The sequence below is a fragment of the Bradyrhizobium sp. ISRA436 genome (assembly GCF_029910015.1).
In the GTDB taxonomy this organism is placed as follows: domain Bacteria; phylum Pseudomonadota; class Alphaproteobacteria; order Rhizobiales; family Xanthobacteraceae; genus Bradyrhizobium.
Window position 1 is genome coordinate 436,858 of record NZ_CP094519.1, and the last position, 24,154, is coordinate 461,011.

24 protein-coding genes and 1 tRNA gene are annotated in these 24,154 nt (G+C 64.4%); 6 read left to right on the plus strand and 19 right to left on the minus strand.

All coding sequences use genetic code 11. The features are described 5' to 3' along the window. Positions 1-127: 127 nt before the first annotated feature. The 12 genes from MTX23_RS02120 to MTX23_RS02175 form a co-directional block, all read right to left on the minus strand. Positions 128-628 carry an RNA pyrophosphohydrolase gene (locus MTX23_RS02120; RefSeq protein WP_280975003.1) on the minus strand — a complete coding sequence of 167 codons (501 nt, stop codon included), beginning with the start codon at positions 626-628 and terminating at the stop codon, positions 128-130. Positions 629-649: 21 nt separating this feature from the next. Then, positions 650-1,153 carry an RNA pyrophosphohydrolase gene (locus MTX23_RS02125; RefSeq protein ID WP_280975004.1) on the minus strand — a complete coding sequence of 168 codons (504 nt, stop codon included), beginning with the start codon at positions 1,151-1,153 and terminating at the stop codon, positions 650-652. A gap of 80 nt (positions 1,154-1,233) precedes the next feature. Next, complete coding sequence (locus tag MTX23_RS02130) at positions 1,234-2,445, minus strand: divergent polysaccharide deacetylase family protein (protein WP_280975005.1); 1,212 nt, start codon at positions 2,443-2,445, stop codon at positions 1,234-1,236. A gap of 158 nt (positions 2,446-2,603) precedes the next feature. Next, entirely contained in the window at positions 2,604-3,974 is a 1,371-nt protein-coding gene (locus MTX23_RS02135; protein ID WP_280975006.1) for a S41 family peptidase, read from the minus strand. Continuing rightward, positions 3,971-5,326: a peptidoglycan DD-metalloendopeptidase family protein gene (locus tag MTX23_RS02140; protein ID WP_280975007.1), complete on the minus strand. Its 1,356-nt coding sequence runs from the start codon at positions 5,324-5,326 to the stop codon at positions 3,971-3,973. Before MTX23_RS02140 ends, MTX23_RS02135 begins: the two co-directional genes overlap by 4 nt. Before the next feature lie 58 nt (positions 5,327-5,384). Further along, complete coding sequence (gene rlmH, locus MTX23_RS02145) at positions 5,385-5,867, minus strand: 23S rRNA (pseudouridine(1915)-N(3))-methyltransferase RlmH (RefSeq protein WP_280975008.1); 483 nt, start codon at positions 5,865-5,867, stop codon at positions 5,385-5,387. A 129-nt stretch (positions 5,868-5,996) separates the two neighbouring features. Next, a complete protein-coding gene (rsfS, locus tag MTX23_RS02150) occupies positions 5,997-6,350 on the minus strand; it encodes a ribosome silencing factor (protein WP_280975009.1) in 354 nt (117 codons plus the stop codon). A gap of 187 nt (positions 6,351-6,537) precedes the next feature. Continuing rightward, on the minus strand, positions 6,538-7,116 hold the full coding sequence (locus tag MTX23_RS02155; RefSeq protein WP_280978338.1) for a nicotinate-nucleotide adenylyltransferase: 579 nt from the start codon (positions 7,114-7,116) through the stop codon (positions 6,538-6,540). Positions 7,117-7,206: 90 nt separating this feature from the next. After that, positions 7,207-8,499, minus strand: a complete 1,293-nt coding sequence (locus MTX23_RS02160; protein WP_280975010.1) for a glutamate-5-semialdehyde dehydrogenase — start codon at positions 8,497-8,499, stop codon at positions 7,207-7,209. Positions 8,500-8,683: 184 nt separating this feature from the next. After that, a complete protein-coding gene (gene proB / locus MTX23_RS02165; protein ID WP_280975011.1) occupies positions 8,684-9,826 on the minus strand; it encodes a glutamate 5-kinase in 1,143 nt (380 codons plus the stop codon). 81 nt (positions 9,827-9,907) lie between these two features. Then, positions 9,908-10,957: a GTPase ObgE gene (obgE, locus tag MTX23_RS02170; RefSeq protein WP_280975012.1), complete on the minus strand. Its 1,050-nt coding sequence runs from the start codon at positions 10,955-10,957 to the stop codon at positions 9,908-9,910. Between the two features lie 69 nt (positions 10,958-11,026). Further along, complete coding sequence (locus MTX23_RS02175) at positions 11,027-11,527, minus strand: MaoC family dehydratase (RefSeq protein WP_280975013.1); 501 nt, start codon at positions 11,525-11,527, stop codon at positions 11,027-11,029. Between the two features lie 168 nt (positions 11,528-11,695). On the opposite strand from MTX23_RS02175, the gene MTX23_RS02180 reads away from it, so the two are divergent. Then, positions 11,696-12,610, plus strand: a complete 915-nt coding sequence (locus MTX23_RS02180; RefSeq protein WP_280975014.1) for a DMT family transporter — start codon at positions 11,696-11,698, stop codon at positions 12,608-12,610. Between the two features lie 49 nt (positions 12,611-12,659). On the opposite strand, the gene MTX23_RS02185 is transcribed toward MTX23_RS02180, so the two are convergent. The 4 genes from MTX23_RS02185 to MTX23_RS02200 form a co-directional block, all read right to left on the minus strand. After that, positions 12,660-13,259, minus strand: a complete 600-nt coding sequence (locus tag MTX23_RS02185) for a GNAT family N-acetyltransferase (protein WP_280975015.1) — start codon at positions 13,257-13,259, stop codon at positions 12,660-12,662. A 169-nt stretch (positions 13,260-13,428) separates the two neighbouring features. Beyond that, entirely contained in the window at positions 13,429-13,698 is a 270-nt protein-coding gene (rpmA, locus tag MTX23_RS02190; RefSeq protein WP_028336337.1) for a 50S ribosomal protein L27, read from the minus strand. A 92-nt stretch (positions 13,699-13,790) separates the two neighbouring features. Continuing rightward, positions 13,791-14,252 carry a 50S ribosomal protein L21 gene (gene rplU / locus MTX23_RS02195; RefSeq protein WP_280975016.1) on the minus strand — a complete coding sequence of 154 codons (462 nt, stop codon included), beginning with the start codon at positions 14,250-14,252 and terminating at the stop codon, positions 13,791-13,793. Positions 14,253-14,764: 512 nt separating this feature from the next. Further along, positions 14,765-15,628 carry an alpha/beta hydrolase gene (locus MTX23_RS02200; RefSeq protein ID WP_280975017.1) on the minus strand — a complete coding sequence of 288 codons (864 nt, stop codon included), beginning with the start codon at positions 15,626-15,628 and terminating at the stop codon, positions 14,765-14,767. Positions 15,629-15,841: 213 nt separating this feature from the next. On the opposite strand from MTX23_RS02200, the gene MTX23_RS02205 reads away from it, so the two are divergent. Beyond that, positions 15,842-15,931, plus strand: a tRNA-Ser gene (locus MTX23_RS02205). A gap of 350 nt (positions 15,932-16,281) precedes the next feature. Here the strand turns inward: MTX23_RS02205 and MTX23_RS02210 are convergent. Then, positions 16,282-16,854: a Swt1 family HEPN domain-containing protein gene (locus MTX23_RS02210; protein ID WP_280975018.1), complete on the minus strand. Its 573-nt coding sequence runs from the start codon at positions 16,852-16,854 to the stop codon at positions 16,282-16,284. Continuing rightward, entirely contained in the window at positions 16,851-17,468 is a 618-nt protein-coding gene (locus MTX23_RS02215) for a DUF5343 domain-containing protein (protein WP_280975019.1), read from the minus strand. The genes MTX23_RS02210 and MTX23_RS02215 overlap by 4 nt, the downstream gene beginning before the upstream one ends. 50 nt (positions 17,469-17,518) lie before the next feature. On the opposite strand from MTX23_RS02215, the gene MTX23_RS02220 reads away from it, so the two are divergent. Continuing rightward, complete coding sequence (locus MTX23_RS02220) at positions 17,519-17,755, plus strand: hypothetical protein (RefSeq protein ID WP_280975020.1); 237 nt, start codon at positions 17,519-17,521, stop codon at positions 17,753-17,755. A gap of 176 nt (positions 17,756-17,931) precedes the next feature. Here MTX23_RS02220 and MTX23_RS02225 read toward each other — a convergent pair whose 3' ends face one another. Next, positions 17,932-19,524, minus strand: coding sequence for an ABC-F family ATP-binding cassette domain-containing protein (locus MTX23_RS02225; protein WP_280975021.1), 1,593 nt, complete (start codon positions 19,522-19,524; stop codon positions 17,932-17,934). Positions 19,525-19,856: 332 nt separating this feature from the next. On the opposite strand from MTX23_RS02225, the gene MTX23_RS02230 reads away from it, so the two are divergent. The 3 genes from MTX23_RS02230 to MTX23_RS02240 are packed head-to-tail and all read left to right on the plus strand — an operon-like array spanning position 19,857 to position 24,132. Then, a complete protein-coding gene (locus MTX23_RS02230) occupies positions 19,857-22,436 on the plus strand; it encodes a hypothetical protein (RefSeq protein WP_280975022.1) in 2,580 nt (859 codons plus the stop codon). Positions 22,437-22,454: 18 nt separating this feature from the next. Beyond that, entirely contained in the window at positions 22,455-23,489 is a 1,035-nt protein-coding gene (locus MTX23_RS02235) for a TAXI family TRAP transporter solute-binding subunit (protein ID WP_280975023.1), read from the plus strand. Beyond that, positions 23,455-24,132 (plus strand): hypothetical protein, encoded by a 678-nt coding sequence (locus MTX23_RS02240; RefSeq protein WP_280975024.1) that lies wholly within the window; start codon positions 23,455-23,457, stop codon positions 24,130-24,132. The genes MTX23_RS02235 and MTX23_RS02240 overlap by 35 nt, the downstream gene beginning before the upstream one ends. Positions 24,133-24,154: the final 22 nt, after the last annotated feature.

Below are 24,154 nucleotides of genomic sequence, written 5' to 3' on the forward strand. Positions count from 1 at the left end.
ATTGAGCATGATCCGGAAAAGTGTGAAGCGGTTTTCCTCGCGACAAACGCGGAACGCGTTTCCGCGGAGATCATACTCAAACAAAGAGCTAAAGCGCGATAACGATTCAACCTAATCTCATCGCGCTTTAGCCCGCGAACTCCGCAAAGCGCGCGGCGACGGCGCGATAGACGTCGCGGCGGAATGGGACCACGAGATCGGCGACGCGGTCGAGCCGTTCCCAGCGCCATTGATCGAACTCGGCCGGCTGGCCGTTGCGCGGCGTCAACGGGTCGATCTCGTCATCGCGCCCGGTGAAGCGGAGCGCGAACCACTTTTGCCGCTGGCCGCGGAATTTCGCCAGCCGGTGCGATGCTGGTCCGTCATAGGGCGGGAATTCGTAGGTCATCCAGTCGGTCTCGCCGAGATAGTCGGCGCTGACCGCCCCGGTCTCTTCCCAGAGCTCGCGCATGACGGCGTCGCGCGGATCCTCGCCCGCATCGATGCCGCCCTGCGGCATCTGCCATTCGAGACCGGGCAGCACGATCTCCGGACCGTCATCCTTGAATCGACGGCCGATCAGCACGCGTCCTGCGGGGCTGAACAGTGCGATGCCCACGTTGGGGCGATAGGGCTTGCTTGATGACATGACGGTGGTCGTGTCGGCCGGTTACTTCGCCGCCAGGGCCGCGAATTCCCTCACCACGCGCTCGTAGACCGGTCGCTTGAACGGCACGATCAGTTCGGGGAGGTTCTTCATCGGCTCCCAGCGCCAGGAGATGAACTCCGCCTTGTGCCCTCCGCCGGGATTGGCAACGTTGATCTCGTTGTCCTTGCCGGTGAAGCGCAGCGCGAACCACTTCTGCCGCTGGCCGCGATAGCGACCTTTCCAGGCACGGCCCGCGACGGTGCGCGGGATGTCATAGATCAGCCAGTCGGCGACCTCGCCGAGCTTCTCCACGGATCTGACGCTGGTCTCCTCATAGAGCTCGCGCTTGGCAGCCTGAAACGTATCCTCGCCGGGATCGACGCCGCCTTGCGGCATCTGCCAGACATGGGCCTCGTTAACATGTTCTATGCCGCCGGCGCGGCGTCCGATGAAGACCAGTCCCGCCGCATTCAGCAGCATGATGCCGACGCAGGTGCGATAGGGCAGGTCTTCATAACGTGCCATGCCGCCGATACCTCGCATATCCCGGGGCCGCCCGACCCGGCCCCCCGGCAAGGTCTGAAGCTGCACCAACAGATTGATCTTTAGCTCGATTTTGATTTCAGCATCGCCGTTGTCAATGGCACAAGCATGATACCCTTGGAGTCCAGCGTCTTGATCCAGGCGCCGAGTCGCTCGATCGAGACCGGCAGGGCCGAGGCGACGCCGACGGCCGTGCCGCGTTCCTTGGCGAGCGTCTCCAGCTTGACCAGCGTGCGGTCGATCTCGGCGGAGGTTGGCACCGCGTCGATGCTGAAATCGGCCCTGGCGAACGGCACGCCCTGGCTCGTGGCCAGCGCCGGGGCGACGCTGCGGGGGGTGGAACCATCGTCGAAATAGCCGAGGCCGCGCTTGGCCGCCTCGCGGATGATCGGCTGCATCACAGGATCGGTCGCAACGAAGCGTGCGCCCATGAAGTTGGCGATCCCGGCATAGCCTTGCAGACGGCTCAGGTGCCAGTAGAAGCGGTCAAGGTTCTGCTCGCTGTTGAGCGTGGTCAGCAGGGTCTGCGGCCCGGGATCATTGTCGGGGTAGTCGAACGGTTCCATCGGGATCTGCAGCAGGATCTCATGGCGCTGCGTTCGGGCGCGCCCGGCGAGCTTGCCGGGGTCGGCCCCATAGGGCGTGAAGGCCAGCGTCACGGCCGGCGGCAGCTTCATGATGGCTTCGGTCGTCTTGGCGGCGCCGACGCCAAGGCCGGCGACCACGACGGCCACCACAGGCATCCTGGCGGCCTTGGCGCGGTCGGCGTCGGCCGCATAGACCGTGAAGGGCTTCAGCCCGTCGGCGACCACCGGGATCATGCCGTAGCGGGACTTTTCGAGCAGACGCGGGTCGGCGCCGGTCATCGCGGGGGCGGATGTGTCGCCATTGGCCGTATCGCTCGGATCGCCGCCGCCGATCACCATGTCTTGGCGCTTGCCGCTCGAGCCATCGATGATCGTGACCGTCTTGACGTCGCCGGCAGCGGCCGGCGGCTTGGCGGTGGATTTGGCCGCGGGTTCGGCGGCGTGGCTGGCCGCGGAATGCTTGTCATCCGCCGCGGCGGGCGGCGCCTTGCGCAGCGCGATATGGGCGATCGGCTCGCCGCCAAGCGGGTTGTCGTTGAACAGTGCAATGCCGACGAAGGCAACCAATACCAGTCCCAGCAGCACGGCGAGCGCCTGCATCGCCGTGAACGGCAGACGGAACCGGCGCGATTTGCCCACGGTGTTCTGCCCAAGCGGCGTGCTCAGTTCGTCGGCCGCCTCTGCCATCGTCCTCCCCGAATCAACAGCGCGAACGATAGCACGATGCAGTGCATTCCCGCGCGCTGCGCCTACCCGTCAAAGCACGGGGCGACCGCCCGACGGTCGGGCCCCGAAAGCAAAAGGGCGACCCCAGGGCCGCCCTTTCGCCGAATCGATCGATCGGATCAGTTCGCGGCCTTGCTGGCCGGCTTGTCGACTGCGGCCTTGTCGCCGGACGCAGGCGCCGCCGGCGTCGCGCTCGAGGTCGACTTGATGCCGTGCAGGAGGTCGTCGGCCATCTTCAGCGCCTTGTCGTCCTTGGCGTCCGGCGGCACGTAGGACTGCGAGCCGGTTTTCTCGTCGCCATCGTTCGTCTTCAAATGGCCGCGGAGCGAGGCCTCGCCCTTGGTGTCGGTCCGTGCCTTCAGCTCGTCCGGCACGTCCTGCAGCACCTCGATATCGGGCACGATGCCCTTGGCCTGGATCGACTTGCCCGACGGTGTGTAGTAGCGCGCGGTGGTCAGGCGCAGCGCGCCGTTGCCCGAGCCGAGCGGGATGATGGTCTGCACAGAGCCCTTGCCGAACGAGCGCGTGCCGACCAGCGTCGCGCGCTTGTGGTCCTGCAGCGCGCCGGCGACGATCTCGGAAGCCGACGCCGAGCCGCCGTTGATCAGCACGATGACCGGCTTGCCCTTGGTCAGGTCGCCCGGATGAGCGGTGCGGCGCTGCGTCTCCTCGGCGTTGCGTCCGCGGGTCGAGACGATCTCGCCGCGCTCCAGGAAGGAGTCGGACACCGTGACCGCCTCTTCAAGCAGACCGCCTGGGTTGTTTCTGAGGTCGATGATGTAGCCCTTCAGCTTGTCGCCGATCTGGTTCTGCAGATTGGCGATCTCCTTCTTCAGGCCTTCGGTGGTCTGCTCGTTGAAGGTGGTGATGCGGATATAGGCGATGTCGTCGGCCTCGACGCGCGCGCGCACCGAACGGACGCGGATGTTGTCGCGCACCAGCGTGACGTCGATCGGATTGTCCTGGCCCTTGCGGATGATCCTGAGCTTGATCTTGGTGTTGACCGGGCCGCGCATCTTCTCGACCGCCTGATTGAGCGTCAGGCCCTGCACGGCCTCGTCGTCCAGCGTCGTGATGATGTCGTTGGCCATGATGCCGGCCTTCGAAGCCGGGGTGTCGTCGATCGGCGAGACGACCTTGATCAGCCCGTCTTCCATCGTGACTTCGATGCCGAGCCCACCGAATTCGCCGCGGGTCTGCACCTGCATGTCGCGGAAGCTCTTGGCGTCCATGTAGCTGGAGTGCGGATCGAGGCCGGACAGCATGCCCGAGATGGCGGATTCGATCAGCTTGCTGTCGTCGGGCTTCTCGACATAGTCGCTGCGCACGCGCTCGAACACGTCGCCGAACAGGTTGAGCTGGCGGTAGGTATCAGACGTCGCAGCGCGCGCGCTCGATCCCATCAGCACAGCGCGGGGCTGCGTGACGAAAAGCGTCAGTGCCGCGCCGGTGGCGGCGCTGAGGAGAATTACAGAAGTCTTGCGCATCATCCGCGAACCTTTTCGCCTTCATTTGCGGCCCACCATGGACCTGGATCGATTGGAGTGCCGTCTTTCCGGAACTCGACATAGAGCACTGGCTGGCTCGCATTGGTCGCGAGAATGGATGCGACTTGGGATGTCGAGCCCATGGTCGCTACCGGCTCCCCCGTAAGTACAAACTGGCCGATGTTAACCGAAATGTGCTCCATCCCGGCGATCAGGACATGATACCCGCCCCCGGCATTGAGGATCAAGAGTTGTCCGTAGCTGCGGAAGGGGCCTGCGTAAACAACCCAGCCGTCACACGGGGTTGTGACCTGCGCGTCGGCCTTGGTCGCCAAAGAAATGCCTTTTTGTACGCCGCCCGCGCCATCGGAACCGCCAAAATCGCGAATCTTGGTGCCGTTCACGGGGTACGAGAACAGGCCCTTGGCCGAGGCGAAGGCGACCGCCGGACTCATCCGGGCCGGGTTCTTGAAGGCCTCCAGATTCGGCTTGCCGTTGACGGTCGCCGGCGCGCCCTGGAGATTGGCCGTGGCGGCGGCCTTGGCCGCGCTCTTCAGATCCTGCTCCATCTTGGCGATCAGGCCTTGCAGGTCGTCGACCTGCTTCGACAGCGCGATGGCGCGGGTGCCCTCGGCTTCCATGTCCTTCTCGGCCGCGGCCTGCTGTCGCTGCCGCTCGTCGACCAGCGCCGTAAGGCGGGTCTGGTCCTCCTTGAGCTTGTCGCGGTCGCGTGCCAGCGCATCGCGCTCGGTCGAGATGGTCTTGCGGAGCGCGACCAGCTCGCCGAGGTCGGTTGCAAGCTTCTCGGCGCGGCCGCGTAACTCCGGCACCACCGCCCCGAGCAGCATCGCGGTGCGCAGCGATTGCAGCGCGTCCTCGGGCCGCACCAAAAGCGCCGGCGGCGTCCGTCGCCCCGCACGCTGGAGGGCGGCGAGCACTTCGATGATCTCGGCGCGGCGCGAATCGAGCGAGGCGCGGATGTCGCGCTCGCGGCCGTCGAGCGGCTGCAGGCGCGCCTCGGCGTCCGCGATCCGCGTCTCGATGCTTCGCACCTGGCCGGCGATGTCGATCAGCTGCTGGTTGAGCTTGCTGCGGTCCTGGCCGATTGCCGCGATCTCGGCCTTCAACTTCTCCTGCAGCTCGGTCGCCTTGCGTTGCTGCTCGCGTGCCGCCTCGAGCTCCTGTTCACGCTGCTTGATGGCGTCGGGCGATGCTGTCGTCACCGCGGCTTGTTGCTCTGGCGGCGCGGCTTGCGCGTGCACCGGCGAGAGCGGGCTCGCGGCGAGCATGACGATCGACAGCAGCTGCGATAGGGGCAGCCAGGCGCGACACGCAGCGCCGAAATACGAAACCATGTCCCGCTTGTGTTGCATCCAGTTTTTGTTCAGCGCTATCGACTGTTCGTTACGGCATTCATGCGCGGTGATAGGGGTGGCCGGCCAGAATGGTGGCGGCCCGATAAATCTGTTCCAGGAGCATGACGCGGACCATTTGATGCGGCCAGGTCGCGGAGCCGAATGCAATGCGTAACGAAGCCTTGCGCTGCAATTCGGGCGAAAGTCCGTCGGCGCCGCCGATCACGAAGACAGTATTTGCGATTCCCTCGTCGCGCCAGCGGCCGAGCTGCCGGGCGAAGCTTGCGCTGTCGACGCTCTTGCCGCGTTCGTCGAGCGCGACCAGCACATGCTTTTCCGGGACCACCGCGGCGATGGCTGCGGCCTCTTCGGCGATGCGCGCATTGGCGTCACGTGCGCGGCTTTCTGCAATGTCATGGATATCGAGGCCGCGAAAGCCGAGCTTGCGGCCGATATCGTCAAAGCGCGCGCGATAGCGCTCGGCGAGCTCCCGTTCCGGGCCTTGTTTCAGACGGCCGATGCAGATCACAACGAGGCGCATAAAAGCGTTTTCCGGCAAAGTGGAAACCGGTTTGCCGCAGAAAACGCGTCAAGCCTGACACTCGCGCGCCCTGAGGCGCGCGTGCAGACTAGCTGCGCCGCTGCCGATTCGCATCGGCTTCGATAAGCCTTAGACCGCCGCGACTGCCGGGTTCTGAGTCCACAACCGCTCGAGGTTGTAGAACTCGCGCACCTCAGGTCTGAACACGTGCACGATCACGTCGCCGGAATCGATCAGCACCCAGTCGCAATTGGGCAAGCCCTCGACGTGAATGCTCTTGACCCCGTTTTCCTTCAGGCCCTTCGTCACATTTTCCGCGATCGCACCGACGTGCCGGTTGGCCCGGCCCGAGGTGATGATCATGTAATCGGAATATGCGGATTTGCCTCGAAGGTCGATTGTGACCGTCTCTTCCGCCTTCATATCCTCGAGGCGGGAGAGGATCAGGCTCAGCGTCTTGTCGGCGCCGGGTTGCGCCTGCAAGGCCGCGGTTTTCGTCGATGTTTTACGCGCAGTCTTTGGAACCTTGGGTAAAACAGACTTGGACAATACAGATGTGGCCAGGGACCATTCCTTTCACTGTATCGCGGGTGCCGAATCCTCGGCGCCCGCACACCATACTACGCATGTGGGGTTAATGGTTTCAATATTCCAGTAACCCTCTTGTGCTTCAGGCCGTCCTCCAGCTCCCGTCAGGGTTCCGAAGGCCGGTCGAAGACAGCTTGGATTTCATGCCGGTCAGGAATACCCAGGCCGGGGCACGCTGGTCGGCCAGCCGCGTCGCCTGATTCTCGGGCAAGCGGTAGCGCGCGAGCGCCTGTGCTGCCGGTGCGGCAAGGGCGCGGAAACTTTGGGGCGGGCGGTCGATCACGGCAATCGGCACATCGGAGGCGATGCGCCGCCAGTCTTTCCAGCGGTGGAACTGCGCGAGGTTGTCAGCGCCCATGATCCAGACAAAGTGCACGCCGGAGACGCGGCGGCGCAAGTGGATGATCGTGTCCACAGTGTAGCGCGTGCCAATGACAGCTTCGAGACAGCTGATGTCGATGCGCGGATCATCGGCAACGCGGCGCGCGGCGTCGGCGCGTTCGGCAAGCGCACGCAGGCCGTCATGGTTCTTCAGCGGATTGCCCGGCGTCAGCAGCCACCAGACGCGATCGAGCTGCAATCGCTTGATCGCGAACAGGCTGATGGCGCGATGCGCCGCGTGGGGCGGATTGAACGAGCCGCCCAGCAGCCCGATGCGCATGCCGTTGGTATAGAACGGCAGCACCTGGGCTGCGGGGTACGGCACGGTCGAAGCTTGCTGCAATGGTCTACCGTGCGCGTGCGACAATGATCACGGCCGCGTCTGCCCGGTGCCGTGGACGCGGTACTTGAAGCTCGTCAGTTGCTCGGCGCCGACCGGGCCGCGGGCGTGGAATTTGCCGGTGGCGATTCCGATCTCGGCGCCGAAGCCGAACTCGCCGCCGTCGGCGAACTGGGTCGAGGCGTTGTGCAGCACGATCGCGGAGTCGACCTCGCTCAGGAATTTCTCGGCGGCCCTGGCGTCCTCGGTCACGATCGAATCGGTATGGTGTGAGCCGTGGTCGTGGATATGTGCGATCGCCTCATCGACGCCGTTGACGACGCGGGCGGCGATGATGGCGTCGAGATACTCGGTGTCCCAATCCTCATCGGACGCCGGTTTGACGCGCACATCGACCTTCTGCACGGCGTCGTCGCCGCGCACCTCGCAGCCGGCGTCGAGCAGCATCTCGACCAGCGGCTTCAGGCTGGTCGCCGCGGCAGCCCGATCGACCAGCAGCGTCTCGGCCGCGCCGCAGACGCCGGTGCGGCGCATCTTGGCGTTCAGCACGATCGACTTCGCCATCTCGAGATCGGCGCCGGCATCGACGTAGACGTGATTGACGCCTTCGAGATGCGCGAACACCGGCACGCGCGCTTCCGCCTCGACGCGCCCGACCAGGCTCTTGCCTCCGCGCGGCACGATCACGTCGATGCCGCCATTGAGCCCCGACAGCATCAGGCCGACCGCTGCGCGGTCGCGCGTCGGCACCAGAGTGATCGCGGCTTCGGGCAAGCCGGCTTCGCACAGGCCCTGCACCAGGCAATCGTGGATCGCGCGGCAGGAGCGGAAGCTGTCCGAGCCGCCGCGCAGGATCACCGCATTGCCCGACTTCAGGCACAGCACGCCGGCGTCGGCGGCGACGTTGGGGCGGCTCTCGAAGATCACGCCGATCACGCCGAGCGGCACGCGCACGCGCTCGATCGTCATGCCGTTCGGCCGCTGCCAGCGCTCGGTGACGGCACCGACCGGATCGGCAATCTCGTGCACGGTCGCAACCCCATCGGCCATGCCGTCGATGCGCGCCTGCGTCAGCGTCAGGCGGTCGAGGAACGCCGAGGTCGTGCCGGCGGCGCGCGCCTCCGCGACATCCTCGGCATTGGCCGCAAGGATCGCCGCCGCATTGGCGCGGATCGCGCGTTCGATCGCAGCGAGCGCGCGGTCCTTCTGCTCCGGCGGCGCCAGCGCCAGCACGCGCGCGGCGGCGCGCGCCTTGGCGGCGAGATCGGTCATCAGGGTGGAGAGATCGGCGTTGCCGTCGATCGCCTTCAGAGGCGTGGTCATGGATGTCCCAAGTTCTATGTGAGCATCATCTCTTCGAAAATCGGTTTCCACTTTTCGCTAACGCGGCCGTGCCGGTCCGGATGATGCTCTAACGCTATGTTCTAGCATGGCAATTGAGGGGTTGGCGAGGCGCGGAACCGGCATGGCAGATGGGCGGCCGACCGCCGGCAGGTCGGCCAATGGCCTATTTGGCCGGGATTGGCCCGGCCGGGCCGACCACGAGATCGTCACGATGGATCATCTCGGAGCGGCCGCTGGTGCCCAGAATGGCCATCACCTCCGGCGAGGAATGGCCCTTGATCCGCTCGGCCTCCTCGGCGTCGTAGGCGACCAGGCCGCGGCCGATCTCATGGGTGTCGGGGCCGCGCACCACCACGGCGTCGCCGCGGGCGAACTGGCCGTCGACCCGGATGACGCCGGCTGGCAACAGGCTCTTGCCGGCGCGCAGCGCATTCACGGCGCCGGCGTCGATGGTCAGCGTGCCTTTCGGCTCCAGCGAACCCGCGATCCAGCGCTTGCGCGCGGTGACGGGATTGGCCGGGGTCAGGAACCAGGTGCAGCGGCCACCGTCGGCGATCGCCTGCAAGGGATGCTCGATCTTGCCGGAGGCGATCAGCATATGCGTGCCCGCGGTGGTCGCGATCTTGCCGGCCTCGATCTTGGTGGTCATGCCGCCGCGCGACAGCTCGGATCCGGCAGAGCCCGCCATCGCTTCGATCTCCGCGGTGATGCTTTCGACGACCGGGATCAGCTTCGCGTCGGGATCGACCGCCGGCGGTGCGGTGTAGAGGCCGTCGATGTCCGACAGCAGGATCAGCAGGTCTGCGCTCGTCATGGTGGCGACGCGGGCGGCGAGGCGATCATTGTCGCCGTAGCGGATCTCGTTGGTGGCGACCGTGTCGTTCTCGTTAATGACGGGCACCGCGCGCCATTCGAGCAGCTTTGCGATCGTCGAGCGCGCGTTGAGATAGCGGCGGCGCTCCTCGGTGTCCTGCAGCGTGACGAGGATTTGCCCTGCGCCAATGCCGTGACGGCCGAGCACCTCCGACCAGATCCGCGCCAGCGCGATCTGCCCGACGGCGGCGGCGCCCTGACTCTCCTCGAGCTTCAGCGGTCCGCGCGGCAGCTTGAGTCGGCTGCGGCCGAGCGCGATCGAGCCCGACGACACCACCATGACCTCACGGCCTTCGTTGTGCAGCTTGGCGATGTCGTCGACCAGCGCCGAGAGCCACGCCGCACGCACCTCGCCGGCCTCGGAGTCGACCAGCAGCGACGAACCGACCTTGACGACGATACGGCGAAAATTCTGGAGCGCGGGGCGTTTCATGGGTTCGGTCTAGCAGCAAGGTGGAAGCAATACGCGCCACAATGTGGCTTGGGAAGTGCAAGAGTTGAGCGGCCTAGCCGTTCAACCCTGCGGCACCGGGGTCGCCCACGGCTCCGCCTCGCCTTTGGCCTTGCTGGACACCGGCGCCTCGCCGATCACCTCGACCAACGCACGAAGCGCGTCCTGCACGCCTGTGCCTGTGGCCCCGGACAGCAGCAGCGGCGTCTTCTTCGCCGCCCGCTTCAGCCGGTCCTTCTGCTTCTTCAATTCGTCCGGTGCGACCGCGTCGATCTTGTTCAGCGCGACGATCTCGATCTTGTCGGCCAGATGGCCCTCATAGGCTTCGAGCTCGGTACGCACGGTCCTGTAGGCCTTGCCGGCATGCTCGCAGGTCGCATCCACCAGGTGCAGCAGCACGCGGCAGCGCTCGACATGGCCGAGGAAACGGTCGCCGAGGCCGGCGCCTTCATGCGCGCCTTCGATCAGCCCGGGAATGTCGGCCAGTACGAATTCGCGGCCGCCGAAGTTCACCACGCCGAGCTGCGGGTGCAGCGTGGTGAAGGGATAGTCGGCGATCTTCGGCCGCGCCGCACTGACCACCGACAGGAAGGTCGATTTGCCGGCGTTGGGCAGACCGACGAGACCGGCATCGGCAATCAGCTTCAGCCGCAGCCAGATCCAGCGCTCTTCGCCCGGCGCGCCGGGATTGGCGTTGCGCGGTGCACGATTGGTGGAGGATTTGAAATGCGCGTTGCCGAAACCGCCATTGCCGCCCTTGGCGAGCACGAATTTCTCGCCGAGCTTCGTAAAGTCGTGGATCAGCGTCTCGCGGTCTTCGTCGAACACCTGGGTGCCGACCGGCACCTTCAGCAGGATCGGCTTGCCGTTGGCGCCGTGGCGGTCCTTGCCCATGCCATTGCCGCCCTTCTGCGCCTTGAAGTGCTGCTGATAGCGATAGTCGATCAGCGTGTTCAGGCCGTCGACGGTCTCGATGATCACGTCGCCGCCGCGGCCGCCATTGCCGCCGGAGGGGCCGCCGAACTCGATGAACTTCTCGCGCCGGAACGCGACGCAGCCATTGCCGCCGTCGCCGGAGCGAATATAGACCTTTGCTTCATCGAGGAATTTCATAATCGCTACTAGTTAGGGCAGGGCGGCCGCTGCGGCAACCCGGAAGCGCCCTGACTTCGCCGAGAAGCCTTAATTTTCGGGCCTTTTTTCGGCCCGAGGCCGCCGCCGGATCAGGAACTTCTGCACCCCCTCCAGCACCAGTTCGCGGCGCTGGTTGTGCACGGTCGAGCGCAGCGTCACCACGCCGGTGGTGCGGCCCGGGGCGAGTTCGATCACTTCCAGCGCCGGGTAGATGGTGTCTCCGGCATAGACCGGTTTCAGGAACTTGCTCGACTGCTCGAGGAAGCCGATCAGCGACTCCTCCACGATATAGGGAAACAACCCCGCGCCCGGCGCGGTGTGCACCAGGGTCTGGAAGCCATGCGCAAGCAGGTCCGGCATGCCGCGCGCACGGCAATATTCGACGTCATAGTGGATCGGGTGGGTGTCGCCGCTCGCGGTCTGGAAGGCGGCGAACACGGCGGAGGTCTGGGTACGGCTCGGAATCACGAAGCGTTCGCCGAGCACAAAATCCTCGAACCAGCGCTGCGCGGTCACCATGCGATGCTGGGTGGGGTCGAACTCGGTCATGCGGCGTTTTCCTGCACTGTTTCCTGAATGGTTGACCCACCGGTAGCGCAGGCACCGGACTGCGACAATTGGTGCGATCGCAACCCCCCGGGGTTGTCCTGCGCGGCCACCTCGCTAAAACCGGCAACAAGAGCGGCCTGACTCACACGCGGCGGCGACAAGAGCAAGATGAGCCTGTTCGCAAAACTGTCCTCCTATGACGATCGATCGGCGCGGCTCGCCGGCATCGGCTTGATGCTGCTGTCGATCTTCATGTTCTCGTTCGGCGACGCGATGGGCAAATTCATCGTCGCGACCTATTCGGTCGGGCAGCTCCTGTGGCTGCGCGCCTGCGCGGCGCTGCTCGTGCTGCTGCCGATCGTGTGGCAGCGGCGTGCGGATTTCCTGCATCTCGAGCGCCCGTGGCTGCAATTGCTGCGCGTCACGCTGTCGACGCTGGAGGTCGCGGCGTTCTTCCTCGCGACCGTCTATCTGCCGCTCGCCGACGTCATCACCTACTATCTGGCGTGCCCGATCTTCGTCACCGCGCTGTCCGGCCTCGTGCTCGGCGAGCATGTCGGCTGGCGGCGCTGGACTGCGATCCTGATCGGCTTCTGCGGCGTGCTGATCGCGCTCAGGCCGTCGACGCAGACGGTAAGCTGGCCCGCGCTGATTGCGCTCGGCGGCAGCACCTCGTTCGCGCTGCTGATGCTGATCACCCGCTCGCTGCGTGCGACGCCCGACATCGTGCTGACGACGTCGCAATTTTGCGGCACGTTCGTCCTCGGCGCGGTGCTCTCGCCAATCGGCTGGGTGACGCCGACCGCGGGCAGCCTGGTGCTGTTCGCCGCCGCCGGCCTTATCTCGGTTGCCGCGCTGTTCTGCGTCAACCGCTCGCTGAAGCTCGCGCCGGCCAGCGTCGTGGTGCCCTATCAATATTCGATGATCGTGTGGGCGGTGATCTTCGGCTTCGCGGTGTTCGGCGACGTGCCGTCATGGGCCACGATCATCGGCGCCGCGATCATCATCGCGGCTGGCCTCTACATCTTCCTGCGCGAGCAGCAGCTCGGACGCGAGGAGCCTGCGGTGAATCCGCCGGCGTGATCGAGTGGCCTCGGCATTGAGCCGAGACCACGATGTTGGCGACGAAGAACTATCCGTGCCGGCGCGTCGAATTGTTCCAGTTCTTCAGCGACGCCCAGACGCTCCGCGAGAGACGGAAACAGTCGACCGGGCTCGACGAGCCCAGCGCCTCGAAACGATGCAGCTCGACGCCGCTCCACTGGAAGCCGCACTTCTCGAGGATGTTGCGCGACGACGGGTTCACCACCCGCGCGCCGGAGATCAGGTGGTCGAGGTCGAACTCCTCGAAGAAGTAATCGATCGCCGCGCGAGCGGCCTCCGTGCCGAAGCCCTGGCCCCAATAGTCGACGCCGAGCCAGTAGCCGAGCTCCGGCGTGATCCCGTCGCGCCAGTCGATGCCGACCATGCCGATCGGCGTGTGATTGTTCTCGATCAGGAAAACCGTTTCGCGTCCGCGTTCGGCGAGGGCTCGCACAAAGTCGATGGCGTCGTCCTGACTGTAGGGGTACGGCAGGCGGCGGGTGTTCTCGGCGATGCGGCGATCATTGGCCAGGCGGGCAATTGCTTTTACGTCCGCGAGAGTCGGCTTGCGCAATGTCAGCCGTTCGGTCTCGAGGACGCAAGCTCTTGCCTCACGCAAGGTCGTCGGCGTCGGGATTTCCTGCAACATGTCGGGCTCCTGTGATGCGAAAAAACGTTACGCAACGCTTGGAACGTCACACGTGATCGAACCGGAACACGCGCAACAAAAAAGGGAGGCCGGTTATCCCGCCTCCCCTGGAGCCCTTTGCGACTCCGCCGGTTCAACAGGACCCGGCGGACTCGTGTTTGTCCACCGTCTACTCGGCCGCTTCCGCCATCGGGATAACCGATACGAATGTGCGGCCGTTGGCTTTGGCACGGAACTCGACATGACCCTCGATCTTGGCGAAGAGAGTATGATCGGTGCCCATGCCGACATTAAGGCCGGGATGCCAAGTGGTGCCGCGCTGACGCGCGATGATGTTACCGGGGATCACGCGCTCGCCACCGAACGCCTTGATGCCAAGGCGCTTGCCCTTGGAATCACGTCCGTTGCGCGATGAACCGCCTGCTTTTTTGTGAGCCATAGCCCGTCTCCGACTTCGCTTTGATCTCTAGATCAATTCCTTGACGGAATCATTTCACATTTTGTCACGCTTCAGTTCGTGAAGCGCGATGATCACTTCTTCTCGCTTTTGGCGGCCTTCTTGGCCGGAGCCTTCTTGGCGGCTGGCGCCTTCTTCTTGGCCGCCTTCGGTGCGGCGTCCTCGCCGTCGGCGGGCGCTGCTACCTTTTCCTTCTTCGGCCGCGGGCCGATGGTCGGCTTGGCGTTATCGGCGAGGATCTCGGTGATGCGAAGCACCGTCAGCTCGTCGCGATAACCGCGCTTCCGGCGTGAATTCTTGCGGCGACGCTTCTTGAACGCGATCACCTTGGCGCCGCGCTTGTGCTGCAGCACTTCGGCTGCAACGGAGGCGCCTGCCACGGTGGGCGTTCCCAGCACCGGCGTGTCACCGCCGAGCACCAGAACTTCGCCAAGCTGCACGATCGTGCCGACGTCGCCGGCGATCTTGCCTATCTCGAGTACATCATTCGGAACGACACGGTACTGCCGGCCGCCGGTTTTGATGACTGCGAACATCGTTTGATTCCTTCGTGTTCGATCCCGGCCTCGGACGCATCCGGGCCGGCTTCTTGTTCAGTCGGGTTTAGGGTACGTGTCTCGCACGAAACGGGCACAAGTCCCGCATAAATTCGCGCAAAGACAAGCGGCGCGAGAAATCCTCGCGCCGAATGTGGGGGACTTATAGCCGCAAATCGCGGAAAGTCAAGGCAAAGCAGGGCAAAAACCGGCCAAAAATGAAGGATTTGGCGCCATTTTGGCCCTCCGGGCGCCGCTTCAGGACCGCAACCCGGATTTGAAATCAACGAGTTCCTTGAGACCCGGAGCCAGCGTCGCTTCCGGGCGCCCCGGCGCGGTAAGGTTGACCGGTTAGGTTAAGATCGGCTTCGCGTTGCCGATTCCGGGCGGGTTGCTACCGTCCCCATGTCGCTCCGCCGGCCAGCGAAGCCGCACTTCCAAGCCGGCAATTTTCAAGCAGCGGCAAGGGACCGCCAGTATATTTGTCGCGTCTGGCGGTCCCACCCACTTCTCTACTTCCAATTGATTCGTTCGAAGAAGCCCGCGATCTCGGAGGCCGCGCGGTCGGGGTCCTCACGATGCGGGAAATGTCCGACATCGGGAAACATCGTCAGGTCGAGATGTGTGAAGGTATCGCCGAGCCGGTCGGTCCAGGCATAGGGAAACAGCGGATCGTGCTCCGCCCAGCGGATGCAGGTCGGCACTGCGATAGGCGGCAGCGCCAGGGCCTCGCCCTGCATCATCTTCACGCGTGCCGCATGCGCCGCGCGGTAGTGGGCGAAGCCGCCGGCGAGGTTGCCGGGCTTGAAGAAGTTGTCAGTGAAGGCCTCGATCGCGTCGTCGAAGGCGGCCTTGCGATGCGACCAGTTGCGCAGGAAATGCCCGATATAGGTGCGGCAATTCTCGCGCGTCGCGCCGACCAGTGCGGGCGCCATTTCCATCTGGTGAAACGATTGGTACCAGATGTGGTTCAGCCGGTCGGGTGCAGCCATGCGGGGCCCGATGCCGGGATAGACGAAATCGAAGAAGAACAGGCCGGCCAGCCGCTCCGGCGCCTTGCGGGCCAAGGGCTGCATCACCGCGCCGCCGACGTCGTGGCCGACGACGCCGGCCTTCTCGATGCCGAGCGTATCCAAAAGCGCCAGCATGTCGTCGGTATGCTGATCGGGGCCGTAAGGGCCGTCGGGCTTGTCGCTGTCGCCAAAGCCGCGCAGGTCGGGGGCGATCAGCGTGAAACGGTCCTCGAGGCGGGTCATGACCGGCTCCCAGGTCAGCCAGAATTCCGGCCAGCCGTGCAGCAGGAGCAACGGCCTGCCGCTACCGGCTTTTGCGACGTGGAACGCCGCACCATTGGCTCGAATCGTCACATGCTCCATCGCCCGCTCCCGTTCTGCCTGCGCGACGCCGTGCCGGCCTGACCAGAGCCATGCCGCTAGCGCTTTGTTTCCACGCGCTTTCTTCAGCCGCGTCGATAACCTCTGTGGCTCGATGACGCCGTGACGGAAATATTATTGCAGCGCCTTGTCTGGCCCGCCAACCTCGCCTAGAACACGCCCCGACCGCGGGTGGCGCAAATCACCCGGGCCACTGGAGAGGTGGCAGAGTGGTTGAATGCACCGCACTCGAAATGCGGCATAGGTGCAAGCCTATCGGGGGTTCGAATCCCTCCCTCTCCGCCATTAAGGGCAGCACAATAAACGGCTTAGCTTGGATTTTGGAGTCGATCCATGATCGTTCCCATGCGGAGCGATTTCCATTCCGCCCCGGGGAGATACTGGGGCCAGCCGATCCAAAGTTCCGGGCTAAAACGAAGCCCGTCCATAAATCGCACAATACGGCTCGGGGATGCGATGGACGGGTTCCCCAACGGTGCTAGGCCGTCCCGGTTAGATCGCTGGAATCGCGGGAAGATCGGTTCTAGGGGCCAGTGGAACCCGATGGAACTCCCGGATTGGGGTCTACCCCTACTCGGATATGCATTGGGCCCGGAAATGGGGTAGCGAGGCCGCCCTATCTGGGGCGCCGGCGATCAGGGGGCGACCACCCTGAACCAGTCCCGCATGGTCTGCTTAAGCCGCGCCACTTCCTCGGCGGGTATCGTGCTCATGTGGCAGATCGTATTGCGCAGGTGCACGAGCACCCGGCCCTGCTGGATCAAGCTCTTGTCCCGGACCAAGTCTTCGAAGCCGTCTTTCCAATTGACGTCGATGACCCTCAGCAGCTGAGGCAGGGTAAGAAGCGCTGATCGGTCGCGCGACTCCAACGCCATCCAACTCTTTACCTCTTCGGTTTGCTCCAGCTTGGCGACTTCGGCTTGCACATCCGGCGGCACCTTGTCGTACCAATTGACGTTTTGACCATCGTTCGAGAGGACTTCGACCATCATCTCTCGGAGATAGCTCTCGAACACGAAAAACAGCTTGTAGGCTTCGGACGCTTCGATTGCTCGTCGCGTCTTGTCCGGCACCAGTGCCGCCAGATCGTAGGAAGGCGAAATGAGCAACGAGTCCTTGGGCACGATCTCATCAAGTTGCGAGACCGTCTTCTCCGCTGCTTGACCCAGCATCAAGAACAACGCCGCCCGAGAATCTACCGTCGTCATTGAAAGGTCTTACGGATTGCATTGAAGATATTCAGGTACGTTTCCTCGGTTCCGTTTGAGGGCAGCTGCACCTGGATGTTGTAGTGGAATTCGGTTCGCAGCCCTTTCGGCTTGTATCGCTGCGTATCTTGGTCGGCTTGCTGATCACCAGCATCGTCCTTCCCATCGGCCTTCTTCTCTTCGGTGGCCGTGCTCGACTCGAAGTCCGCGAGGTTGACCAACGATAGGAACGTGCCGCTGATCCTCCCGGTCAAATCAGCATCGGTCCCCGCCACTTGTGCAACGAGGCTTCGGAGCTTTTCTCCGCTCAGCTTGTTCGCCTCCTGATCGGCATCGAACAAAGGACCGTAGGCGCGGCGGATGCCATCGGCCAACGCCGCTTTCCGCTTGTCGCCCTTCAGAAGCCGATAGTGCGGGGTAGGCACACTCGACTGATCCAAGAAGCCGAGATGGCGCAGCAGTGGGATGTAGGCCCTGTCATTGGTCGACTTCAAACCGATCGTGGTTAGCAGGAAGTTGTAGGTGAAGCCGGTTTCCGGGATTTTTGCTGAATTGATCTTCTCGAACAGGGTCGGCAAATTCTTGTAGCTAACAACGTATGGCAGGTTCGCCATGAACAAATTCTCCAACGAATCGCGGCAAGAGCCGTAGCACGAACGTTGGAATGTCAACCGCCCTGCAGTTGATTGTCTCCCCAGCTATCACCAGTATTCAGGGCGGCGAGCTTCCCCCATGGCAGGATAAGGCGACCCAAGATCATGTGAAGAAGTTGTTTTGGTGCTTCTATTCGCCAGGCACTGTGGAGGATATTGTTGACCAACGTCAGTTTTTCGAGAAGCGCAACTCAGCCTCTGGCGGCCTCACGCCGAGCGCTTCCGCGCGCTGCCACATGAGTTCATAGCGGTACTGACCACGTCTCGCTGATCGAGGACAGCGAAGCGCGCCGGCCCAAACCGTCGCTTGTGGTGGCCGTTGGCTACTTTGCATGGGGTTGTTTTCGATATTTTGGTGGGAACCGCGGCCATCGGGCGCGATCTGATTCGTGCCGAGGGATGACCCGGACAATCCCGTCGATCGCTACCGGGCGTAGGCGCCGAGGTCGAACCTGCGCGTGACAGCGATGGCCTCGAGGAAGGCCTCATCGTGGCTCACGACCAGCAGCGCACCGTCATAGGCGCGTAATCCGGCTTCGACCGCTTCCATGGATTCGATGTCGAGGTGGGTGGTCGGCTCGTCGAGGATCAGGAGCGGCGGTGGCGTGGCGCCGCCAAGAACGCAGGCGAGGCCCGCCCGGAGCAACTGCCCGCCGCTGAGGCGGGAGACGGTCTGCAGCGCTGCATCGGCCCGGAACATGAAGCGCGCTAGCGCGGCGCGGCATTCGTTCTCGCCGGCATTCGCATTGATGCGCCGGAAGTTGTCCAGGATGGAGCTCGAAGCATCCAGCAGGCTGACAGCTTGATCGAACATCGCAAAACGGCTTACGACGCGCACCGTGCCGCGCGACGGCATCAGGTCGCCGCTGATGAGCTTAAGTAACGTCGTCTTGCCCGCTCCGTTCGGCCCGACGATCGCGACGCGTTCCGGTCCGGCGATGGAGAAGGTGACGTCGCGCAGGATCGACTTCTCCATCGTGTAGCCGACATCAGCGGCTTCGATCCGGAGCACGATCCTGCCTGTCGGCAGATGTGTCGGCGGCAGTTGCACCGAGAACGGTTGAAGGACTTCGATGCGCTGACGCGCTGCGGTGGCGAGTTCAATCGCCTGGCTTCGCCTGCGTTCGGCGAGGCGGGCGTTCTCGCCGCCGGTGTCTTCGCTGCGATCCTTGCGCAGGCCGGCGGCGATGCGCGGCATATCGCCCTTTGCGCGCTCGCGCTGGCCCGCGCCGTCCTTGCGCGCCTTCCGTTCAGTCGTCTCTCTTTCCTTGCGGTCGATCTCGGCCACGCGCTTTTCGGCGCTCGCCAGGTCGTGCCGGGCCGCGGCAAGCTCGACTGCCTTGCGGTCGCGGTAATGGCTCCAATTGCCGCCGTAGCGTCTGGCTTCCAGCGACGTCAGTTCGACAATCGCATCCATGGTCTCCAGCAGCGCGCGATCGTGGCTGACGATGATCGCGCCGCGACGCCAGTCGGCGAGCAGGTCGATCACGGCCTTGCGTCCCGCGCGGTCCAGATTGTTCGTGGGCTCGTCCAGCAGCAGGAAGTCGGGCTCTGCGAAAATGAGTGCGGCGAGGCGCGCCCTGGTGGCCTGTCCCCCGGACAGGCTCGCCAGGCGGGCTTCGAGAACATCGCCCAGTCCGACGCGGCCGAGTGCGGATGCAATGCGGACGTCCAGCGTCCAGTCGATATCCGCAAGCTCCTCGATGGTCGCATTGCCCCGTTCAGCGCGGCGCAGTGCGCCAAGTGCACGGCGCGCCCCGAACAGATCGATGACGCACTCATCCGGCTTCACCTGAACCGTCTGGTGAAGCAGTCCGACACGGCCCCGCACCGAGACCGTGCCGGATTGTGGCGGACGTTCCCCGGCGATCAAAGCAAGCAGCGTCGTTTTCCCGATGCCGTTGCGGCCGACAAGGCCGGTCCGTTCGGGTCCGAAGCTCAGGTCGATGTTGGAAAGAAGGATCCGGCCGTCAGGCGCGGACAGGGTCAAATTCGAGAGCGTGATGGATGCAGGCATGGCGATGGATGTCCCCGTGGGCAAGGCTGGTGGGCGTTGCAGTCCGGATGAAATCCATGGCCGTCGGCATCCTCTCGGATTGATGATGGAGGTGATCTAGTCGCGTGTTGATTCGGGATCAAGGCCGGAACTGAGTCGCTTCGGCCACCAGCGCCGGCACAGATGCTCGCATCCCTTCGTCAGGCCGCGGCCGCGGGCTAGGGCCGTTTAAATCAGGCCGCTTTCCACGGCGCGTAGCTAACTCGAAAGGGGTAGGTAAGGGGCCTCCTTGCGAGGGAATGGCATTCGAGCGCCCGTAAGCGCTATCGTGACCCATTAGAGTAGGCCAACGAATGGGCCAAATCACCATGCGACAGGTGATTGCGGAGGGGTCGGGAAATCCAACAACCGTCATCCTCATCAATGAGGTGCACGCTTGCGGTATCGCAGGCGGCTCGAACAATAGGCAGCTCGCCTGCAGGACGACGCTGCGCCCGTCCGGATGGGGGCGAGCCGCTCCCCTGTGCATCATCGCAACTTTGCTCGCGTCGACATGGGTATCGCAAGCGTTGGCGTCAGGCGAAGCCCGGCAAGCGCAGATGCGGCCGAGCGGCGACAGATCGGTACAGCTGGCACAAGCAACGAGCAGCGAGCCGAGCGGGCCGCAGCCGGTCGCCGAGCAGGAGCGCCAGAGAGCGGAGATGCTGGCGCGCGAACTCGCCGTCGTCCGGCACGATCTCGAGATGCTGCAGGCGCGGTTGAAGGAGGCGGGCCAAGAATCGGCTCGAGCCAGGCAGGCCGCCGACAGCGAAATCGCAGAATTACGCAAATCCCTGCAGCGGGAGCGCGAGGGCGTCGACCGATCAATGTCGGCGGCGGAGCGCAACGCCGCCGAGTTGCGCAAATCGATGATGCGCGAACGATCCGAACGGATGGAGCGGGATATTGCCAGAATGCGCGGCAATGCCGACTCGCGGGCCTCGCCGGCAGCCACGGCGAAAGACGAAGCAAGACAGGCGACCGATAGCGGCATGGCAGAGCTAAAGAGATCCCTGCAACAGGAACGCGAGCGAGCCGGCCGGCTGGAGCAGGATCTCGCGGCGGCAAGGCGCGAGGTTGAAGCGCAGACTGCACTGGCGGCGAAGGCACGCGCCGAAGCGGCCGAAGTAAAGCGGGCAGGGGAGAGCAGCGCAGCGGAACTGCAGAAATCTCAGCAAAAGGAGAGCGAAAAGTCCGCGCGGTTGGAGCAGGATCTCGCGGCAGCGCGGCGGGAGGTCGAGACGCAGACCGCATTGGTGGTGAAGACCCGCGCCGAAGCGACCGAAGCAAAGCAGGCGGGAGAGAGCGACACGGCGGAGCTGCAAAAATCCCTACAAGAAGAGCGCAAGAGAGCGGCGCGGCTGGAGCAGGATCTTACGGCAGCGCGGCGGGAGGTCGAGACGCAGACCGCACTGGTGGTGAAGGCCCGCACCGAAGCGACCGAAGCAAAGCAGGGGGGAGAGAGCGGCACGGCGGAGCTGCAGAAATCCCTACAAGAAGAGCACGAGAGAGCGGCGCGGCTGGAGCAGGATCTTACGGCAGCGCGGCGGGAGGTCGAGACGCAGACCGCACTGGCGGTGAAGGCCCGCACCGAAGCGACCGAAGCAAAGCAGGCGGGAGAGAGCGGCACGGCGGAGCTGCAAAAATCCCTACAAGAAGAGCACGAGAGAGCGGCGCGGCTGGAGCAGGATCTTACGGCAGCGCGGCGCGAGGTTGAGACGAAGGCCGCGTTGGCGGCGAAGGCGTACGCCCAAGCCACCGCGGTAAAGCAGGAAGGAGAAGGCGGCACGGCGGAACTGAAAAAATCCCTGCAAGAGGAGAGCGAGAGAGCGGCGCGGCTGGAGCAGGATCTTACGGCAGCGCGGCGCGAGGTTGAGACGAAGGCCGCGTTGGCGGCGCAGGCGTACGCCCAAGCCACCGCGGTAAAGCAGGAAGGAGAAGGCGGCACGGCGGAACTGAAAAAATCCCTGCAAGAGGAGAGCGAGAGAGCGGCGCGGCTGGAGCAGGATCTCGCGGCAGCGCAGCGTGAGGTCGAGACGCAGACCGCACTGGCGGCGAAGGCGCGCGCCGAAGCGACGGAGGTAAAGCAGGCGGGAGAGAGCGGCACGGCGGAACTGAAAAAATCCCTGCAGAAGGAGAGCGAGAGGGCCGGCCAGCTGGAGCAGGATCTCGCGGCAGCGCGGCGCGAAGTCGAGACGCAGACCGCGCTGACGGCGAAGGCGCGCACCGAGGCCAGTGAAGCAAAGAAGGTCGGCGAAAGCGGCACGGCGGAACTGCAAAAGTCCTTACAGAAGGAGAGCGAGAGGACGGCGCAGCTCGAGCAGGAGCTTAAAGCCGCTCGGCGCGAAGTTGAGACGCAGACGGCATTAGCAGCCAAGGCGGGTGACGAGACTGCGCGGCTGAAGCAAGGGGCTACAGAATTGCGCGCGTCGTTGCAGCAGGAGCGCGGGCGCGTCGCGGGGCTGGAGCAGGAACTCGCCCTTGCGCGGAGCACGAAGGACATGCCTGCCAGTCAGGTTGCGCAGGCCAAGCAAGTCGAGACGAACGCGGCAAAGCCGGGCGCAGCAGGAACGGTGGCCGTCGCCAACGCGCGCGGAGAGCCTCGGGGGAACCCAGAGGGCGCCCAGGACACGGCAAGATTGGTGGCCCGCGCGAGCGTGTTGCTTGGGCAGGGCGATATCGGCTCGGCGCGGATCGTGCTCGAGCGCGCCGCTGAGGACGGCAATGCTCAGGCGAGTTTCATGCTCGCCGAAACCTACGACCCACTGATTCTGCCTCAATGGGGAACGTATGGGACGCGCGGCGATGCGCCAAAAGCGCGCGCTCTCTACGCGAAGGCCGAGGCCGGCGGAGTCAAGGAGGCGAAACAGCGGTTCGACGCGCTGCGCCAATAGCACAGAAGGAGCTGATCGATGAACAGGTGTCCTGCAACGCATCCGCTGCTTTTGCTTGCGGCATTGGCTCTGCTCCAGTTCGTTCAGCCGTCCCCCGTGGATGCGCAAACGAAGAACGTCCCGATACATGCCGCGCGGGCGGTGCGGCAGGAGCCGCCAAACCCGAGAGCGGCGATCAACGCCTGGACGGTCGGTCTGGCCGGAGGTCGCATCGAGGGCGCGCCCATTCGTCTTGCCGCAGAGATGGCTCGTGTGGTCGATGACGGTGACAACATGCATGTTCTGCCGGTCGTGACGCGGGGGCCCACGGAAAATCTCAACTCGCTGCTCTATCTGCGCGGCATCGACGCGGCGATCATCAATTCCGATGCGCTCGACGAGTACAAGAGCCAGGTCCCGGATATCCAGCACAGGCTTGCCTACGTGCTCAACCTGTTCCCGTCTGAATTGCACGTGTTCGTTCGGCCGGAGATTGCCAGCCTGAACGACCTCGTCGGCAAGAAGGTGAACTTCAATACCCTGGGCACCGCCGCGGCCTATTCGGGGCCGCTCATCTTCAGCCGTCTCGGTCTGGACGTCGAAAAGACGTTCATCCCGCATCAGGTCGCACTGGAGCAGATGCGCAAAGGCGAGATCGCGGCGGTCGTGTTCATTACGTCGAAGCCGGTCGATGCCTTCTTGCGCGGGCGCTGGGATCCGGGCTTCAAGTTTCTGCCGGTCCCTTATGGGAGCAAGCTGGAGGACTACTATCTCCCGGCGACTCTGGATGCGACCGATTATCCCAACCTGATCAGGCAGGGCGAACGCGTGGCGACGATTGCCGTGCCGACAGCGCTTGTCGCCTTCAATTGGCGGACCAATTCGAACCGGTTTGAGCGGGTCGCGCGCTTTGTCGATCATCTGTTCTCACGGATCGACAGGCTGCAGGCGCCCGGTTTCGATCCGAAATGGAAATCGATCAATCTCGCCGCGACCGTTCCCGGGCTTACGCGCTTCCCTGCGGCGCAGGCATGGCTCGATGGCCACACGCGCGCAGCCCGGGCATCGCAATGACAGAGCAATGATCGTGATTGTCCTTCCGACCCCAATCGCACTCACGGTCGCAAGCGCCATTGTGCTGGCGCAGGGATCGAACGATCTGCTGGAGCAGCTTCGTGCCTGCTCCGCGATGGAGCGCGCGGAACGCCTGGAATGCCTCGATCGGCTGTCCCATGCCATCGTTCCTCCGGCGATTTCTGCGCCGGCGGAGGGAGGCTGGATTGTCAGCCAGACGACTTCGCCCCTCGACTACACGCCGATCGCGACTGCCACAATTTCATCGCGCGAGTCTGCAGCAGGATCGACCATGCAGCTCTCGATCCGGTGTCGTGGTGGACGGACCGAGCTGGTGGTTGCGGGACCTGCCATGCCTGGCCGCGGCGACGGCTATGTCGTTTCCTACCGCGTGAACGGCGGTCCTCCGGTGCAACTCGCGGGCAATGCGCCGGCATTCGGAGGCGGCATCGCGTTCGCCGGCGATGTGGTCGGGTTGTTGCGATCGCTCCCGGGTGAAGGAGAACTCGACATCCGCCTCCAGCCGCGGATGGGAGCCGCCCGAGAAGGGACGTTCTCCCTGACCGGGCTGGAGAAAGTACGGGCGAAGATAGAGGCCGTGTGCAAATGGCCACATGCCGTAGCAAGGCCCAACGACCGATAATGCGCGGAAACTTTCCTCGATA